Genomic DNA, 17,681 nt, shown 5'->3' on the forward strand with positions numbered 1-17,681 from the left:
GGGACAGCCGGACAGGACCCGGTCCTCGCCGCGAGAGCGCGACAGGCCGGCGGGTGCCGGAGCAGGGAGGGTGTCCATGGAAGAGCGGGCGTCGACGGGGGGCCGGTCCCTGGTGGCCGCGATCGCGGCTCTGGCCGGCCTGGTGTCGGCGATCGGCGCGGTCGTCCTGCACCACCGCACCGAGGTGCAGGCCGTACTCACCGGGCTGGCGGTGGTGCTGTTCGCCGTCACCGGGGCCCTCTGGGGAGCCTTCTGGAAGACCCAGCGCAAGCGGGAGGCCGCGTCCCGGTCCTGAGGACGTACGCCGAAGGCCCCTCCGTCGATGACGGAGGGGCCTTCGGTGCGTTCTTCCACGGTGGGCACAGACGGATTTGAACCGCCGACATCCGCTTTGTAAGAGCGGCGCTCTACCGCTGAGCTATGCGCCCTGGCACGAAAGGACAGCCTACATGGCCCGCCCGGGGTCCCGGCAAACCCCACGGAGGTGGGGATAACCCCACCCCGGAAGCGGTAGCAGGTGGGATGCCGCGCGGGGCCCGTCTCCTCCTAGGCTCGCCGGGCAGGCGGAGGACGCCCGCCGCCACCAGCCCGATCGGAGATCCCCATGCTTTCCCGCGCCCGCCGCGCCGCCCGTGCGACCGCCCTCCTCGGCGGCACCCTGATCGCCGCCGCCGTGCTCACCGGCTGCGGTACGGCCGACGCGGACGAGGCCACGCCCGAGGAGAAGACGTTCTCCCTGGAGGGGCGCGAGCTCACCGTCGACACCGACAACTCCGCCATCGAGCTCGTGCCGGCCGCCAAGGAGGGCAAGGAGGTCCGGGTCACCCGCTGGTTCGACGGCCAGGTGCTCGGCGGCAAGGCCGAGGTGTCCTGGAAGATGAAGGGCGGCGACCACCTCGAACTGCGCATGATCTGCCGCGGCCTGAGCGTCGACTGCGAGGCCCGGCACCGCATCGAGGTGCCGCGCGGCGTGGCCGTGAAGGTCGACGACAGCAACGGCTCCGTGTCGGCGCGCGGCTTCGACACCGCCCTGGACATCCGCAGCACCAACGGCTCGCTCGACGTCCGCGACGCCAAGGGCGCGGTGGACCTGCGGTCGACCAACGGCTCCATCACCGCCAAGGGCCTGCGCTCCGCCAAGGTCTCCGCCGTCTCCACCAACGGCGCGATCCGCCTCGACGCCGACCGGGCCCCCGACGAGGTACGCACCCGCTCCTCCAACGGCTCCATCAGCGTCACCCTCCCCCGCACCCCGTACAAGGTCGACGCCGCCTCCCGCAACGGCGGCGTGTCCATCGGCGTCCCCCGCGACGACTCCGCGGCGCGTACGGTGTCCGCGCGGAGCGACAACGGCGGTATCACGGTGCGCGCCGCGGAGTGACCGGCCCGTGTGCCCGCCCCCGGCGGATGGGAGAATGACACCCGGGCCTGGGGCGATCCATCGGGAGTGGCAAGGTGACGGCGACGTTCGCACGTACGGTGACGACCGCGACCCGCGAGACCCTCACCCTGGTGCTGCTCCCCCTGCCCCTCCTCGCCGTCGCGATGGCCGCCGCGCCCGCCGCCTTCGGCGGAGGCGGGACGCGCCGCTGGGGCCGGGCCCGCGGCGAGGGCCGGCGCGCCGAGGCGCAGGCCGCCAAGGACGCGGCGGCGGCCGCCTTCTACGAACTGGACACCGCCCAGCGCGACCTGCGGATCTCCATCGAGACGATCACGGCGGCCGATGCCTCACCGGCCGCCCGGAAGGCCGCCGCCGACTTCGAGGAGCTCGGGCGGCGCATAGACGAGGTGTCCGCCGTCTACATCGGCGCGGTCGACTCCCACGACCTGGACCGTGACGACCTGGAGCCCGCCGCCGCGGACCGGGCCCGTACCGACCTGACCCGGGCCAAGGACGAGCTGCTGCGGGTCCGGGGCGACCTGGACCGGTTCGCGCGGGGCCTGGCGCCGCTGCTGACCCGTGCCGAGGACCAGCTGGCCCAGGTCGCGCCCGCCGTGGAGCGGGCCCGCCAGGGCCTGCTGGCCGCGAGCGGGGCGCTGGACGCCGCCCGGGCCGCCGGGCTGCGCGCCGACGACCTGGCCGCCCGCCTCGCCGCGCTCGCCCCGGATCTCACCCTGCTCAACCAGGGCGCCGGACAGCACGGCGTCCGGGAGACCGTCCAGCGCGCCGAGCGGGTGCTGGGCGAGGCCGGGGCGATCCGGGACGAGGCGGCGCGGCTGCCCGAGCGGGCCGCGGAGACCGACAAGCGGCTCGTGTCGCTGCGCACCCGCGCCCAGGCGCTGGCCACCCGGGCCGCCGGGGTGGAGCCCGTCCTCAGCGAGCTGCGCCGCCGCTACAGCGCCGCCTGCTGGCAGGACCTGCAAGGGGTGCCGCGCGAGGCGGAGCTGGCCGTGGCGCGGGCCGGGGAGAAGCTGGCCGAGGCCCGGACGGCGCGCGACGAACAGCGCTGGGCCGACGCCACCGCCCTGCTGGCCACCGTGCGGGCGCTGCTCAACACCACCGACGAGGCCGTCTCCGCCGCCGGGGACCGGCTCCGCCGGCTGGACGAGGTGTCGTTCGACCACCAACGGGAGGTGGAGCGCACCCGCTTCGCCCTCCGGGACGCCCAGCGCCTGGCGATGGACGGCCGCAGCACGCCGGACCCCCGGCACGCCCGCCCGCTCGACGACGCGGTGGCCCGTCTGGAGCGGGCGGTCGCCGGTCTGGAGGGGCGCCATCCCGACTGGTGGCACTTCCTGACGGAGACGGAGGCGGTCCGGCGGACCGTCGCGGACGTGGTGCGGGAGATCCGCGAGGAGCGCGGCGGCGGCGCGGGCCGGGCCTAGGACACGCCCCCATACGACGGGGCCGGGCCGTTCAGCCGATCCGGCGGGCCAGCGTCAGGCCGTCCGCCACGGTCAGCATGACCGAGTCCATCCGCTTGTCGGCGGCCGCGTGGGTGTTGAACTCCTTGATGTGGGCGCCCGGTCCGCTGGTGACGGCCGGGTCGACGGCCTGGCCCAGGAAGAAGACGTTGTCGACCACGAGCAGGCCGCCGGGGCGCAGGCGCGGCACGATCTCCTCCCAGTAGGCGATGTAGCCGTCCTTGTTGGCGTCGAGGAAGGCGAGGTCGATGTGCGGCTCGGTGGGCAGGGCGCGCAGGGAGTCCAGGGCGGGCGCGATGCGCAGGTCGATCCGGTCGGCGACCCCGGCCGCGGCCCAGGCCTCGCGGGCGTGGGCCGTCCACTCCTCGGAGATGTCGAGGGTGATCAGCCGGCCGCCGTCGGGCAGCGCCTGGGCCATGGCCAGCGCGGACAGGCCGGTGAAGGTGCCGACCTCCAGCACGTTCCGGGCGCCGGTGAGGCGGACGAGGAATGCCAGCAGCGGCGCCTGTTCCTCACCCACCTGCTTGAGCGCGTGGTCGGGGAACAGGGTGTGGGTGGACTCGACGAGGGCGCGCTGCACCCGGTCGAGCGGCGGGTTGTGCGCGAGGACGTAGGCGTACAGCTCGGGGGTGAGCGGGGTCTTGATCTCGGCCACGGGGTCTCCTCGGTCGGTCGGCACGCGTGCGGCTGCCGTTCGCCGAGCCTACGGGCCGGAGCCCGCCCGCCACGAGACCCGCACGCGTGCCGCGCCTCCCCTACGGCGCCTCCGGCGGGGGGCCCACGTCGACGCCGGCCGCCGCGGCGAAGGCCCGGACGATCTCCTCGCCCGCCGCGACCCCGCGCGTGGTGAGGGCGGTGACGTGCGGCGCGGTCCATCCGGCGTCCGCCAGCTCGCCGTGGCCGGGCCGCCAGCCGCGGTCGGCGGCGAGCAGCAGGTCGGCGTCGAGCAGCGAGTCGCCGGCGGAGAGCACCTCGGTGGCGCCGGTGCGGCGCGCCACCTCGGCGACCGCCGCGCTCTTCGTCAGCGGTGCGGGCACGGCGTACACCTTGCGGCCCTGCAGCGAGACCGTCCAGCCCCGCTCGCCGGCCCACACCGCCAGCTCCTTCACCCAGGTCTCGGGCAGCTTCGGGCGGTCGACGACGATGTACGAGAAGAGGTCGGCGGCCGTGCTCTCCTTGAGCAGCCACGCCGGGTCGGCGGTGCGCACCACGCGCGCGTGGACCTCGTCGAGGCCGGCGCACTCGGCGGCGAGCCGGCGCCGCACCTGGTCCCGCCAGGCGGTGTCGGGTTCGCCGCGTACCAGCAGCTCGCCGCCGTTGGCGCAGATGGCGAACTCGGGCGGCGGGCCGGGCAGGTGGACGCGGGCGTACTGCTCGCGGGTGCGGGTGGTCGTGGGGACGAACGTCACCGCGCCGGCCAGGGCTGCGAGCGCGGCGGCGGCGTCCTCGGTCATGTAGGACAGCGGCCTGTGCTCGTACGTCTCGACGCAGAGCAGGCGCGGCGCCCGGGTGTCGGGCATCGCCAGGGCGAGCGCGGCGGTGGAGTAGATCAGGGTGCGGTCGAGGTCGCTGGCGACCAGGGCCCGGGAGGCGGTGGTCACGCGGCCACCGCCTTGCCGTCGGCGCCGGTGGCGCCGCGGGTGTAGCGGGGGTGGATCAGGCCGACGCAGCTGTAGGGCAGGTCGTCCACCTCCTCGACCGGGACGCCGCGCTGGTCCGCGAGCAGGCGGACGTGGTCGAGGTCGGCGCCGGCTCCGCGCCGGGCGAGGATCCGCCAGGGGACGCGGCGCAGCAGGACGCGGGTGGTCTCGCCCACGCCGGGCTTGACGAGGTTGACGTCGTCGATGCCGTACTCCTCGCTGATCCGCTCGACGGCCGCCCAGCCCGCCCAGGTGGGGGCGCGGTCGGCGGCGGCGAGCTCCCGGACCTCGCGGGCGACGGACTCCGCGACGGCGGGGAAGCGGGCCGCGACGGTGTCGAGGAAGCCGCGGGAGACGTCGGCGCCGGCCAGCTCCCGGTAGAACTTCGCGCCGTGGAAGTCGTGCGGGCCGACCAGGTCGGCGCGCAGGACCGTGCGGGAGACGAGGCCGGAGACGGTGGAGTTGAGGCAGGCGGAGGGGATGAGGAAGTCGTCCCGGGTGCCGTAGGTGTCGACGCAGTGCCCGGGGTCGGCGAGGACCGCGAGGCGGGGGTCGAACCCGGCGGGCGCGGCGGTGTCCCGCAGGGCGCCGGCCAGTTCGCGGGTGATGGCTCCCTTGCCGGTCCAGCCGTCGACGAAGACCACGTCGGCCGGGTCGTGGTGGGCGGCGAGCCAGCGCAGGGCGTTGGGGTCGATGCCGCGGCCGCGCACGATGGAGACGGCGTAGTGCGGCAGGTCCAGGCCGTGGGTGTGCCGGGCCCAGCGGCGCATCAGCACGCCGACGGGCGTACCGGCGCGGGCGAGCGAGACCAGCACGGGCCGGGGCGAGCGCTCGGCGAGCACGGTCTCGGTGACGACGCCGATCGCCCGCGCCACGCGCTCCGCCGAGGCGTCCAGCGCCGCGTGGTAGAGCTCCTGGTAGCGCGCGTCCGGCTGGAACTCGACGGGCAGCGACTCCGCGTAGTGCGCGCCGCCGCTCTGGATGGCCTCCTCCCGCTCCTCGGTGGGCGCCTCCAGGTCGATGCCGGACAGGTCGCGCAACAGCCAGCCCACCTCCTCCGGCGCGTACGAGGAGAAGTCGGGACCGCGCAGCGGTTCGGGCAGCATGGGCGGGGCCTGTCGGTCGGGTGTGTACGAGGGGACGACGGCGAGCGCGACGCGCGGGGTGTGCGCGGCCAGCCGGTCCAGGAGGCCGCCGGGCGCGTGGAGTCCGGGGGTGTCGGCGGTGGAGTCGACCACGGCGACGACGGCGTCGAAGCCGGCGCCGGCCACGTTGTACGCGTAGCGCTCGCCGGGGCCGTCGGTGGGGGCGTCGTGGGCGGGGAAGGCGAGGCGGGACCGGATGGCGTAGCCGGGGTCGTCGACGGCGAGGACCGGTGACCGGGTGGTGGTGGAGAACCGCACGTCCACCGCGCCGGCGAGCCGCTCCTCCAGCGCCCGTCCGATGCGCAGGGGCGCGTACATGAGCTCCTCGTTGCCGAGGACGAGGACGCGGCGGGCGCCCTCCGGCAGCGCCGAGGCGACGCGGGCCGCCATGTCCGGCAGCGCGGCCTCCAGCCGCTCCCGGTGCCGGGGGGTGAAGCCGTGCCGTCCCCCGTCGGGCAGGCCGGCGGGCCAGCCGAGGTCGATCCGCGGGGCCGGCGCGGCGTCGTGGCGCGGCGCGGGGACGGCCGCGTCCGGTGCCGGCGCGGCGGCCACCAGCGCGCTGCCCCGCTCCAGCACGTCGGCCGGCAGGACGGTCTCCCCGGTGGCCAGCGCCACGAGGTCGACGCGTGCGCCCAGGCCGGTCGCGAAGGCGTCGAGCTCCGCCCGGTCGGCGGCGGAGCGCATGTCGACGAGGGCGACCACCACGTACCGGTCGCGCGGATAGCGCGCGTGCAGCGCGGCGATGGTGTTGCGCACCGTGCGGCCGGTGGAGAACTCGTCGTCGACGAGGACCAGCGGGCCGTCGCCGGCGAGCAGCGCGGGGTCCTCCGGCAGCAGCAGGTGGGACGTGGCGTGGCTGTGCTCCTCCTCGAAGCCGCCGACCGGTGCCACGCCGGGCACGGCGCGCCGGGTGGAGTGGAGGTAGGACGCGGTGCCGATGCCGTCGGCCACCGAGTGGCCCAGGCCGGTGGCCGTCTCGGCGTAGCCGAGCACGACGGCCCGCGCGGCGGCGTCCCCGAGCAGGTCCCGCACCCGGCGGCCCAGCCCGGCGCCCGCCTCGTGGACGACCGCCGGGGAGGCGGGCACGTGCTTGCCCAGGACCTGGGAGACGAGCAGGTGCGCCCGCCGGGGGTTGCGCCGCAGGGCGAGGCCCAGCAGCTCCGGCAGCCGGGCGTCGCCGCGCAGCTCCACGCCCAGCCGGTCCGCGACCCACTGTCCCGACCACGTCACTCGCGCACTCCCACTCGTTCGGTACTCGTCCGGCTCGTCGGCCACGTGTCCGGCCCTCATTCGGCCCCCGCGGTCCGCAGGCCCGCCGCCAGCAGCTCCACGAAGCTGACGTCCTCGCGCGCGACGCCGAAGACCTCGGCGCGCCGCAGGGTGCGCTCGGCCCAGGCGCGGTGCGGTTTGATCTCGTTCATCTTGTTCGTATAGGCGGAGCGGAGCACTCCGCCACCGTCGCGTTCCGGCCGCAGGATGTCCTGGGCGTCGGTGAACTCCTCGTGGCTGACGACCGAGAGGGCGTGCACGGGGGCGACGTGCGTGGGGTGGATGCAGGTCTTGCCCTGGAGCCCGTTGGCCCGGTCCAGCTGGATCTCGCGCAGCAGGCCGTCCATGTCGTGCTCGATGAGGGCGGTGCGCAGGGCCTCCGCCGGGCCGGCGAAGGGGCTGCGGCGGAGCTGGGGCTTGAACATCCGCTCGGGCTGGGGGAAGTACTCCCAGACCGGGCCGCTGATGGTGAAGCCGCTGCCGTCGGCGCGGCCGAGGACGTTGACGACGTCGGCGATGACGGAGGCGACGAGCTGGACGTCGTAGGCGGTCATGTCGGGGGCGCGGCGGAGCCCGTAGGCCGAACAGAAGTCGGTGACGCCGAGCCGGAGGGCCAGCACCCGGTCGCGGTACTTGTCGACGGTGCGGGCGATGCCGGCCAGGGTGTCGGTGCGGGTCTCCAGGTGGAGGAGGCCGGGGGATTCGAGGACGGGCATGGCGAACAGCCGGTGGCCGCAGGCGGCTTCGGCGTCGGCGAGCGTCTCCAGGAACGGAAGCCCGCGCTCCTCGGTGAACTTGGGCAGGACGAATCCGGACAGCAGCCGCGCGTCCGGCCCCAGGCGGCGTACGAGATCGGCGATCTGGGCGGGTTCGCGCACCCGGATGAACAGCAGGGGAACGTCCTCCCCCGTGGCGGCGAGCTCGGCGAACTGCCGGACGAGGTTCTCCTCGGCGGCGGTGACGTCCTCGTCGCCGATGGAGTCCTCCAGGCAGAGGACCATGGACACCACGCCGCGACGGGCCTGTTTGCGGATGTCCAGGGCGAGCGTGGGGCGGGTGGCGGGGCTGTAGAGGGTGGCGCCGAGGGCGACGGCGAGCGTACCGGCGGGGGAACCGGCGGTGAACTCGCCCGGCTCCCTATGGAACAAACCATTCCGCACCGCAGGCGCGAGGTGTCCGAAATGCCTCATTGCTCTCCCCGATTGCCACGGCCTGGACGCCTTCCCACCGGGCCACCGGCACGGAAGTGTGGCCGATTATCGTACGTCCGAGGACGGGTCAAGAGTTCCCCAAGGACGTGAAGAACTGATGGCCCGCACGGATCGCCCGGGTGAGCGGCGCGCGGCCACGACCCCCTGCGTTGTCCGCCGGGCGTACGAGAGGGCAGGATTGCGGGCATGACGCACGCCATGCTGAAGGGGTCCAACATCCCGCTGGAGGCTCCCACCGTGCGGGCCGTACTGCGCTGGACCCCCGGCCCGGGCGTCCCCGACGTGGACGCCTCCGCCCTCCTGCTGGGCGACGACGGCCGCGTGCGCTCCGACGAGGACTTCGTCTTCTACAACCAGCCCCGCCACCCCTCCGGGCTGGTCCGCCACCTGCCCAAGAAGCGACTGGTCGAGGGCGCCACGGACTCGCTGGAGGCCGACCTGTCGGCGCTGGAGCCCGCCGTGGCGCGCGTGGTGCTGGCCGCCTCCGCCGACGGCGGACCCTTCGGCCAGGTCAGGGACCTGTGCGTGCTGCTCTACGACGCGGCGCGGAGCCCCGCGGGGACGACCGACGTGGCGCCCCTGGCGCGCTTCGACGTCCGGGCCGAGACCGGCGACGAGACCGCCATGCTGTGCGGCGAGCTCTACCGCCGGGGCGACGGCTGGAAGTTCCGCGCCCTCGGCCAGGGCTACGCCTCCGGGCTCCTCGGGCTGGCCACGGAGTTCGGCATCTCGGTGGAGGAGGCGGAGGAGTCCGCGGCCACCGGGGAGCCCGCCCCGGCACCGTCCTCCCCCGCGAGCGCCCCCGAGCCCGCCCCGGCCCCCGAGGCATCGGCCCCGGCGCCCGCGCCCGGCTACGCCTATCCCCCGCCGCCCCCGGCACCGCCCACGATCCCGCCGCAGCCGGCGTACGGCTACCCGCCGCAGTACCCGCCGGCGCCCGCGGCCCAGCCGTCCTACGGCTACCCCCCGCACGGCACGCCCCAGCCCTCGTACGGCTACCCGCCCCGGCAGCCGGCGCCCGACCCGGCCTTCCGGCTGCCCCCGCAGGGCCCGCAGTTCCAGTCCGGGCGGTGACGTCCGGGCGGTAGGACCGGTGGGCCGCGGCGCTCAGACCTTGGTCTTGTAGCCGCGGCCCCACTGGAGGCCCCAGCCATAGAGCCGGTCGAGCTCGGACTGGAAGCCGTAGACGTACTTCAGCTCGCGGCGGACCACGATCTCGCCCTTGATGTTCTCGATCAGCACCACGGCGCAGGAGCGGGCCTCGGGGGCGCGCTCGTGCAGCGCGACCTCCAGCCGCGGACCGTTGCCCGGGTAGAGCGTGACCATCGCGTGGGTACGGTCGAACGCGGGGGTGCCGTCGTAGATGTAGACGAAGACCAGCAATCGCTTGAAGTCGTCGCGGTGGTCCATGTTGATGTAGATCGTCTCGCCCGACCCCGAGCCGAACCGGTCGTCGCCGCTGAGCTGAACATACGGCGGCGAGTTGACGCTGCCCAGGAGGTCCCCGAGCGGCTGGACTACGCCCTTGGACCCGTCCTGCAGCTCGTACATACAGGCGAGGTCGAGGTCCACGTTGACCATGGCCGGTCCCTGCGCCTGGACCACCTGGGGGGTGAACTTGCGCAGCGGGTGCCGCAGCCCGGACAGGCCGAGCCCGCCGGAGGGACGCTCGCCGAAGTCCGAGCTGCGCATCCGCCAGGACAGGTTGACCCGCAGGTTGCCGGTGGCGGCACCCTGTTTGGTCAGCGAGAACGTGGGATGCCGCCTGGTCAGTTCGACCGCTCCGCTGGCCCCGCCCGCGTCGAACTGGCGCGCGGCCGCGTACCCCCAGTTGCCGAAGAGCTTCTCCCGTATCGACATTGCCGAAAACCCCCACATGAACAGCGCACATGCCACGGGGCGGCCGTGAGGTTGATCCTCACGACCGCCCCGGTGAGAGCGTTCCTCAAATGTGCCGGTGTCACACCCCGGAGGAGACCTCGGCCTTTTCGCCGGACTCCCCGCCGGACACCGCCTCGCGGCGGTTGCGCGCCACGGAGGAGGCGAACGACAGACCGATCAGCACCACGCCGATCAGGCCGGTGACGACCTCGCTGACCTCGTGCTTGATGGTGATCAGGAGGATGACGGCCAGCGCGCCGATCGCGTAGTGGGCGCCGTGCTCCAGGTAGACGTAGTCGTCCAGGGTGCCCTTGCGGACCAGGAAGACGGTGAGCGACCGGATGTACATCGCGCCGATGCCCAGGCCCAGCGCCATGATGAAGATGTCGTTGGTGATGGCGAAGGCACCGATGACGCCGTCGAAGGAGAACGAGGCGTCGATGACCTCCAGGTAGAGGAAGAGGAAGAACGCGGCCTTGCCGGCCAGGGCGACGACCGAGCCGCCCTTCCCGGCCTTCTCGGCCTCCCTCTCGGCCTCCTCCTCGGCTTCCTCGTCCTGCTCCAGGCGGTCCTCGAAGTAGCCCGAGACGCCGCCGACGATCAGGTAGGTCACCAGACCGCCGATGCCGGCCAGCAGCACCGTCGTGGCCTTGTCCACCGTGCCCTCGCCGTCGTGCACCGGGACGGCGGTGGCGAGCGTGGTGGCGGTGACGAGCAGGACGACCAGGGCGACGACCGTGGAGAGGGTCTCCAGCTTGCCCAGCCGGGCCAGCGGCTTCTCCAGCCACGCCAGCCACTTGATGTCCCGGTCCTCGAAGATGAAGTCCAGGAAGATCATCAGCAGGAACATCCCGCCGAAGGCGGCGATGGCCGGGTGGGCCGCGGTGACGAGTTCCTCGTAGCGGTCCTTGTTGTTGATCGCCAGATCGACGGCCTCGATCGGGCCGAGCTTCGCGGTGATCGCGACGATGACCACCGGGAAGACCAGCCGCATCCCGAAGACGGCGATCAGGATGCCGACCGTCAGGAAGATCTTCTGCCAGAAGGCGTTCATCTTCCGCAGGATCCCGGCGTTGATCACCGCGTTGTCGAACGAGAGCGAGATCTCCAGGACGGAGAGGATCGCGACGATCGCCAGCCCCTGCCACCCCCAGAGAACGCCGGCCAAGGCCAGTCCGGCCGCCGTGATGGCGAACGACCAACCAAAGGTTTTCAGGAGCACTGGCTACCCAATCCTTCGCTGTTCGGGTCTCTCCGCGCGGACGCGGCTTTACGAAACGTTGACCCCGAAGTCTAGGGCGATGCCGCGCAGGCCCGACGCGTACCCCTGACCCACGGCCCGGAACTTCCACTCGCCGCCGTACCGGTACACCTCACCGAAGATCATCGCGGTCTCGCTGGACGCGTCCTCGCTGAGGTCGTAGCGGGCAAGCTCGCTGCCGTCGGCCTGGTTCACGACCCGGATGTAGGCGTTGCTGACCTGGCCGAAGCTCTGGCCGCGCACATCGGCGTCATGGATGGAGACCGGGAAGACGATCTTGTCGCAGGCGGCCGGCACCTTGGTGAGGTCCACCAGGATCGACTCGTCGTCGCCGTCGCCCTCACCGGTGAGGTTGTCACCCGTGTGTTCGACCGAGCCCTCGGGGCTCTTGAGGTTGTTGTAGAAGACGAAGTACTCGTCCCCCAGCACCCGGCCCGTGGCGCACAGCAGGGCGCTGGCGTCGAGGTCGAAGGGGGCGCCCGTGGTGGAACGCGCGTCCCAGCCCAGGCCCACGGTGACGTTGGTGAGGTTCGGCGCGGCCTTGGAGAGGGAGACGTTGCCTCCCTTGGCGAGCGTGACACCCATGATCTTGCTTCCTCCCCGAGTTGGTACGGCGGGTGGGGCGCCGGCGCCCCTGCGCGTCCGGCGCCGCACTCCCTGGGGTGTGCGGCGCCGGACGTACGGCTGGTGTGCGGGCGGCCGCGGCCGCCCCGGGGGCCGTCAGACGTTGACGCCGAAGTCCTGCGCGATGCCGCGCAGGCCCGAGGCGTAGCCCTGACCGATGGCGCGGAACTTCCACTCGGCGCCGTGGCGGTACAGCTCGCCGAAGACCATGGCGGTCTCGGTCGAGGCGTCCTCGCTGAGGTCGTAGCGGGCCAGCTCGGTGTTGTCGGCCTGGTTCACGACGCGGATGTAGGCGTTGCGGACCTGGCCGAAGCTCTGCTGGCGGGTCTCGGCGTCGTAGATGGAGACCGGGAAGACGATCTTCGCGACATCCGCCGGGACGCCGGCCAGGTTGACCTTGATGACCTCGTCGTCGCCCTCGCCCTCACCGGTGAGGTTGTCGCCCTGGTGCTCGACGGAACCGTCGGGGCTCCTGAGGTTGTTGAAGAAGACGAAGTTCTGGTCGTTGGCGACCTTCCCCTGGTCGTTCGTCAGCAGGGCGCTGGCGTCCAGGTCGAAGTCCGTACCGGTGGTGGTACGGGCGTCCCAGCCGAGACCGACGACGACCGCGGTCAGGTTCGGGGCCGCCTTGGTCAGCGAGACGTTGCCGCCCTTGCTGAGACTGACTCCCACGAGTCCTCCATTGGTTCGAGGGGCCAGGCCGGACCCGTGCCCCCGGTTGTGCGATGGCATCCGATCAACGTATGGATCCTAGTGACCGGTTCCCACCGATTACAGGCTCTTGCGCGAAGGACGTCCCGGGCGCCCGCCGGGGTTGCCTCCCGGGCGCCCGGGAGACGCTCAGAGGGCGGCGAGCGCCTTGGTGTACTCGTTCAGGTCACGCGCGTCGGGCAGACCGTTGACGATCGTCCAGCGGACGACGCCCTCCTTGTCGATGATGAAGGTGCCGCGCAGCGCGCAGCCCTTCTCCTCGTCGAAGACGCCGTAGGCGCGGCTGGTCTCGCCGTGCGGCCAGAAGTCGGACAGCAGCGGGTAGTCCAGGCCCTCCTGCTCGGCGAAGACGCGCAGGGAGAACGGCGCGTCGTTCGAGACGGCGAGCAGCTGCACGTCGTCGTTGGCGAAGGTGGGCAGGTTGTCGCGCAGGGCGCACAGCTCGCCGGTGCAGACACCGGTGAAGGCGAAGGGGTAGAAGAGCAGGACGACGTTCTTCTCACCGCGGAAGTCCGAGAGCCGCACGGTCTCGCCGTGCTGGTTCTTCAGCGCGAACTCGGGCGCCTTGTCGCCTACGGCGATTGCCATGGGGAACACCTTTCTGGTGGCTGGGCCTGTCGGCGGCCCCAGTCTGTCACCGTGCCCCCGGGGGAAGCACCGCACCCCCGGGGACCGGGGGTCACCAGGGGTGCGGGAAGGGCCGGGGACGCCCGGGCGAACGGGCGTCCCGGGCGAGGTCTAGCGCTTGGGGGCGGCCAGACGGGTGCCGCTCCACTCCTTGGCGACGCTGATGCTCTTGGTCTGGGAGAGCCCGGCGGTCTGCGCGGCGTCCTGGATGTCGCTCGGCTCGATGTAGCCGTCGCGGCCGGTCTTGGGCGTCAGCAGCCAGATGTTGCCGCCGTCGTCGAGGAAGCCGATGGCATCCACCAGCGCGTCCGTGAGGTCGCCGTCCTCATCCCGGAACCACAGCAGGACGACGTCGGCCACGTCGTCGTAATCCTCGTCGACGAGATCCTGGCCGATGAGGGACTCGATACCTTCACGGAGATCATGATCGACGTCGTCGTCGTAGCCGATCTCCTGGACCACCTGTCCGGGCTCGAAACCCAGCCTTCCGGCCGGGTTGGTCCGCTCCTCCGCGTGGTCCGCGGTCGCGCTCACGGATTTCCTCCTGTCATTCTTCGAAGTAGTTGCGCTTCGCGCGTACGCGAAACGATGGGCGTAGTCCACACGTGCCGGACCGATCGCGCAAGTACCCGGCCACCGGGCCCGCCGAAACGTTGACGGACGCGGACGTCTCATGGCAACTCCAACCATGAGGCAGCAGGCCCGAGTGATTCACGCCACAGCGTTGCGCCGGGTTTGCGAAGTTACTCCGTGCGATTACGGGATTCGGGTCCGAACGGCCGTACGCGGAGGACCCCCTATGGGGGCGTAAGGTTGCGATTTGGCCGCCCCGGGCGACCAACATCCGAGGCTTCGTCTCGAGAGTGGTGGTTACCGCTCAGTAGAGATGACGTTTCCGCCGCCGCGGTCCACGATGGGAGCCGGCGCGACATAACAGCAGAGAAGTATTTGACCGCGTGCGCAGCATGACCCGCGTGCAGAGCACATGCCCCGAACAGCGAAGGAACAGCGTGGCTTCCGGATCCGATCGCAACCCGATCATCATTGGCGGCCTTCCCAGCCAGGTCCCGGACTTCGATCCCGAAGAGACCCAGGAATGGCTCGACTCGCTCGACGCAGCCGTCGATGAGCGAGGCCGGGAACGTGCCCGCTACCTCATGCTTCGCCTGATCGAGCGGGCGCGCGAGAAGCGCGTCGCCGTGCCCGAGATGCGCAGCACGGACTACGTCAACACCATCGCCACCAAGGACGAGCCGTTCTTCCCCGGCAACGAGGAGATCGAGCGCAAGATCCTCAACGCGACCCGGTGGAACGCGGCCGTCATGGTCTCGCGCGCGCAGCGCCCGGGCATCGGTGTCGGCGGCCACATCGCCACCTTCGCCTCCTCCGCCTCCCTGTACGACGTGGGCTTCAACCACTTCTTCCGGGGCAAGGACGGCGGCGACGGCGGCGACCAGATCTTCTTCCAGGGCCACGCCTCCCCCGGCGTCTACGCCCGTGCCTTCCTGCTCGACCGACTGTCCGAGCAGCAGCTGGACGCGTTCCGCCAGGAGAAGTCGAAGGCCCCCTACGGCCTGTCGTCGTACCCGCACCCGCGTCTGATGCCGGACTTCTGGGAGTTCCCGACCGTCTCGATGGGCCTCGGCCCGCTCGGCGCGATCTACCAGGCCCGGATGAACCGCTACATGGAGGCGCGCGGCATCGCCGACACCTCCAAGTCCCACGTTTGGGCGTTCCTCGGCGACGGCGAGATGGACGAGCCGGAGTCGCTCGGCCAGCTGTCCCTGGCCGCTCGCGAGGGCCTGGACAACCTGACCTTCGTGGTCAACTGCAACCTCCAGCGCCTCGACGGCCCGGTGCGCGGCAACGGCAAGATCATGCAGGAGCTGGAGTCGCAGTTCCGCGGCGCCGGCTGGAACGTGATCAAGCTGGTGTGGGACCGCTCCTGGGACCCGCTGCTGGCCCAGGACCGCGACGGCATCCTGGTCAACAAGCTCAACAGCACCCCGGACGGCCAGTTCCAGACGTACGCCACCGAGACCGGCGCGTACATCCGCGATCACTTCTTCGGCGACGACCACCGTCTCCGCAAGATGGTCGAGGGCATGACCGACGACCAGATCCTCCACCTGGGCCGTGGCGGTCACGACCACCGCAAGATCTTCTCGGCCTACGCGGCGGCCAAGGCCCACAAGGGCCAGCCGACCGTGATCCTGGCCCAGACGGTCAAGGGCTGGACGCTCGGCCCGAACTTCGAGGGCCGCAACGCGACCCACCAGATGAAGAAGCTCACGGTCGAGGACCTGAAGCGCTTCCGCGACCGCCTCCACATCCCGATCGCGGACAAGGAGCTGGAGTCCGGCCTCCCGCCGTACTACCACCCGGGCAAGGACTCGGAAGAGATCCAGTACATGCACGACCGGCGCAAGGCGCTGGGCGGCTACGTACCGTCGCGTGTGGACCGCTCCAAGCCGCTCGTCCTGCCGGGCGACAAGGCCTACGCGCCCACCAAGAAGGGCTCCGGCCAGCAGTCGATCGCCACCACCATGGCGTTCGTCCGCCTGCTCAAGGACCTCATGCGGGACAAGGAGATCGGCAAGCGCTTCGTGCCGATCGCCCCCGACGAGTACCGCACCTTCGGCATGGACTCGCTGTTCCCCTCGGCGAAGATCTACAACCCGCTGGGCCAGCAGTACGAGGCCGTGGACCGCGAGCTGCTGCTCGCGTACAAGGAGTCCCCGACCGGTCAGATGCTGCACGACGGCATCTCCGAGGCGGGCTGCACCGCCTCGCTGATCGCCGCCGGCTCCGCCTACGCCACGCACGGCGAGCCGCTGATCCCGATCTACGTCTTCTACTCGATGTTCGGGTTCCAGCGCACCGGCGACCAGTTCTGGCAGATGGCCGACCAGCTGGCCCGCGGCTTCGTCCTCGGCGCCACCGCCGGTCGCACCACCCTGACCGGTGAGGGCCTCCAGCACGCCGACGGCCACTCGCACCTGCTGGCCTCGACCAACCCCGGCGTCGTCGCGTACGACCCGGCGTTCGGCTTCGAGATCGCGCACATCGTCCAGGACGGTCTCCGCCGCATGTACGGCGGGACCGCCGAGGAAAACGAGGACATCTTCTACTACCTCACCGTCTACAACGAGCCGATCCAGCACCCGGCCGAGCCGGAGAACGTGGACGCCGAGGGCATCCTCAAGGGTCTGTACCGGTTCAAGCAGGGCGAGGCGGGCGCCATCCCGGCGCAGATCATGGCCTCCGGTGTGGCCGTGCCGTGGGCGATCGAGGCCCAGCGCGTCCTCGCCGAGGAGTGGAACGTCAAGGCGGACGTCTGGTCGGCGACCTCCTGGAACGAGCTGCGCAACGACGCCATCGCGGTGGAGGAGTACAACCTCCTGCACCCGGAGGAGGAGCAGCGCGTCCCGTACGTGACCAGCAAGCTCGCCGGCGCCGAGGGCCCGAAGGTGGCCGTGTCCGACTGGATGCGCGCCGTCCCGGACCAGATCGCGCGCTGGGTGCCCGGCACGTACACCTCGCTGGGCGCCGACGGCTTCGGCTTCGCGGACACGCGTGGCGCGGCCCGTCGCTTCTTCCACATCGACGTGCAGTCGATCGTCCTGGCGGTGCTCACCGAGCTCGCCAAGGAGGGCAAGATCGACCGCTCGGCCCTGAAGCAGGCCATCGACCGCTACCAGCTCCTGGACGTGGCGGCGGCCGACCCCGGCGCCGCCGGCGGCGACGCCTGATCGCTCGCGCTGACGGTCAGCTGATCTAGCGCCTGAGCCCCGGCCGGTGAAAACCGACCGGGGCTCAGCCGTACCCGCGGACATCGACAGTGCTCAGCGCTCCCACACCTTGTACGCCCGCACCACGTACGGCGACTCCGGCACCCACGACCCGGAGGGATACGTGTCGAACTCGCCCGTCTCCGCGCACGTCGCGCTCTGGTACGTCGTCACCGGCCTCCCCGTCCGGTTCACCAGTGACGCCGCCGTCGTCCCGGCCGGCAGGCTCACGCAGCTCTCGATGTCGATGCCGGCCAGCTCGCTCACCTGCCGTTGCCCCCGGAATTCCGTCTTCGGCCACAGGCACAGCTGCCCGGCGGCGCAGGTGCCGCCGGTGCCGCCGGCGGGCTTGGCGCTCGCCGCCGGCGCGGTGACGAGGGCCAGCGCGGCGGCGAGGACGGTCGCGGCCAGGGTCGTGACACGGGTGTGCGTACGCATCAGGGTTCCTCCCCCACTCGGTTGTCCGAACGGGCAGGAGTCTTCCGAGCGGTGATCACCGCTGCCAAGGGCGCCGGGCAGGCCAGGCCCTGATAGGGGAAGACGGCCGGGGGGGGGGGGGGGGGGGGGGGGGGGGGGGGGGGGGGGGGGGGGGGGGGGGGGGGGGGGGGGGGGTGGGAGGGGGGGGGGGAGGGGGGAGAGGGGGGGGGGAGAGAAAA

The 17,681-nt window shown here is 72.2% G+C and carries 16 protein-coding genes and 1 tRNA gene; 5 read left to right on the forward strand and 12 right to left on the reverse strand.

Annotation, left to right across the window (positions count from 1 at the left end; translation table 11 throughout):
- Positions 1-76: 76 nt before the first annotated feature.
- On the forward strand, positions 77-295 hold the full coding sequence (locus AC07BS_RS08785; protein WP_478641354.1) for a hypothetical protein: 219 nt from the start codon (positions 77-79) through the stop codon (positions 293-295).
- Between the two features lie 61 nt (positions 296-356).
- Here the strand turns inward: AC07BS_RS08785 and AC07BS_RS08790 are convergent.
- Positions 357-428, reverse strand: a tRNA-Val gene (locus AC07BS_RS08790).
- 176 nt (positions 429-604) lie between these two features.
- Here AC07BS_RS08790 and AC07BS_RS08795 point away from each other — a divergent pair.
- Positions 605-1,381: a DUF4097 family beta strand repeat-containing protein gene (locus tag AC07BS_RS08795; RefSeq protein WP_478931102.1), complete on the forward strand. Its 777-nt coding sequence runs from the start codon at positions 605-607 to the stop codon at positions 1,379-1,381.
- A 164-nt stretch (positions 1,382-1,545) separates the two neighbouring features.
- The gene (locus AC07BS_RS08800; protein ID WP_478931284.1) at positions 1,546-2,826 is read left to right on the forward strand and encodes a coiled-coil domain-containing protein; all 1,281 of its coding nucleotides are present in this window, start codon (positions 1,546-1,548) and stop codon (positions 2,824-2,826) included.
- 31 nt (positions 2,827-2,857) lie between these two features.
- Here the strand turns inward: AC07BS_RS08800 and AC07BS_RS08805 are convergent, their stop codons facing one another.
- The 4 genes from AC07BS_RS08805 to AC07BS_RS08820 form a co-directional block, all read right to left on the reverse strand.
- Positions 2,858-3,520, reverse strand: coding sequence for an O-methyltransferase (locus tag AC07BS_RS08805; RefSeq protein ID WP_478641360.1), 663 nt, complete (start codon positions 3,518-3,520; stop codon positions 2,858-2,860).
- Between the two features lie 100 nt (positions 3,521-3,620).
- Positions 3,621-4,466: an HAD family hydrolase gene (locus AC07BS_RS08810; protein ID WP_478931104.1), complete on the reverse strand. Its 846-nt coding sequence runs from the start codon at positions 4,464-4,466 to the stop codon at positions 3,621-3,623.
- Positions 4,463-6,940: a phosphoribosyltransferase gene (locus AC07BS_RS08815; protein ID WP_478931106.1), complete on the reverse strand. Its 2,478-nt coding sequence runs from the start codon at positions 6,938-6,940 to the stop codon at positions 4,463-4,465. Before AC07BS_RS08815 ends, AC07BS_RS08810 begins: the two co-directional genes overlap by 4 nt.
- On the reverse strand, positions 6,937-8,109 hold the full coding sequence (locus AC07BS_RS08820; protein WP_478931108.1) for an HpcH/HpaI aldolase/citrate lyase family protein: 1,173 nt from the start codon (positions 8,107-8,109) through the stop codon (positions 6,937-6,939). The genes AC07BS_RS08815 and AC07BS_RS08820 overlap by 4 nt, the downstream gene beginning before the upstream one ends.
- A 207-nt stretch (positions 8,110-8,316) precedes the next feature.
- On the opposite strand from AC07BS_RS08820, the gene AC07BS_RS08825 reads away from it, so the two are divergent.
- The gene (locus AC07BS_RS08825; protein WP_478641365.1) at positions 8,317-9,204 is read left to right on the forward strand and encodes a TerD family protein; all 888 of its coding nucleotides are present in this window, start codon (positions 8,317-8,319) and stop codon (positions 9,202-9,204) included.
- 33 nt (positions 9,205-9,237) lie between these two features.
- On the opposite strand, the gene AC07BS_RS08830 is transcribed toward AC07BS_RS08825, so the two are convergent.
- The 6 genes from AC07BS_RS08830 to AC07BS_RS08855 form a co-directional block, all read right to left on the reverse strand.
- Entirely contained in the window at positions 9,238-9,990 is a 753-nt protein-coding gene (locus AC07BS_RS08830; RefSeq protein WP_478641367.1) for a TerD family protein, read from the reverse strand.
- A 100-nt stretch (positions 9,991-10,090) separates the two neighbouring features.
- Entirely contained in the window at positions 10,091-11,233 is a 1,143-nt protein-coding gene (locus AC07BS_RS08835) for a DUF475 domain-containing protein (RefSeq protein WP_478931111.1), read from the reverse strand.
- Between the two features lie 48 nt (positions 11,234-11,281).
- Positions 11,282-11,857 carry a TerD family protein gene (locus AC07BS_RS08840; RefSeq protein ID WP_478641371.1) on the reverse strand — a complete coding sequence of 192 codons (576 nt, stop codon included), beginning with the start codon at positions 11,855-11,857 and terminating at the stop codon, positions 11,282-11,284.
- A 135-nt stretch (positions 11,858-11,992) separates the two neighbouring features.
- Positions 11,993-12,568, reverse strand: a complete 576-nt coding sequence (locus tag AC07BS_RS08845) for a TerD family protein (protein WP_478641373.1) — start codon at positions 12,566-12,568, stop codon at positions 11,993-11,995.
- A 168-nt stretch (positions 12,569-12,736) separates the two neighbouring features.
- Positions 12,737-13,195, reverse strand: coding sequence for a peroxiredoxin (locus tag AC07BS_RS08850; protein WP_478641375.1), 459 nt, complete (start codon positions 13,193-13,195; stop codon positions 12,737-12,739).
- 150 nt (positions 13,196-13,345) lie between these two features.
- Positions 13,346-13,768 (reverse strand): DUF3052 domain-containing protein, encoded by a 423-nt coding sequence (locus AC07BS_RS08855; protein ID WP_478641377.1) that lies wholly within the window; start codon positions 13,766-13,768, stop codon positions 13,346-13,348.
- Between the two features lie 476 nt (positions 13,769-14,244).
- On the opposite strand from AC07BS_RS08855, the gene aceE reads away from it, so the two are divergent.
- Positions 14,245-16,986, forward strand: coding sequence for a pyruvate dehydrogenase (acetyl-transferring), homodimeric type (gene aceE, locus AC07BS_RS08860; RefSeq protein ID WP_478641379.1), 2,742 nt, complete (start codon positions 14,245-14,247; stop codon positions 16,984-16,986).
- 93 nt (positions 16,987-17,079) lie between these two features.
- Here aceE and AC07BS_RS08865 read toward each other — a convergent pair whose 3' ends face one another.
- The gene (locus AC07BS_RS08865; RefSeq protein ID WP_478641380.1) at positions 17,080-17,463 is read right to left on the reverse strand and encodes a peptidase inhibitor family I36 protein; all 384 of its coding nucleotides are present in this window, start codon (positions 17,461-17,463) and stop codon (positions 17,080-17,082) included.
- Positions 17,464-17,681 lie beyond the last annotated feature (218 nt).

Source organism: Streptomyces sp. NPDC044063, from assembly GCF_056434285.1.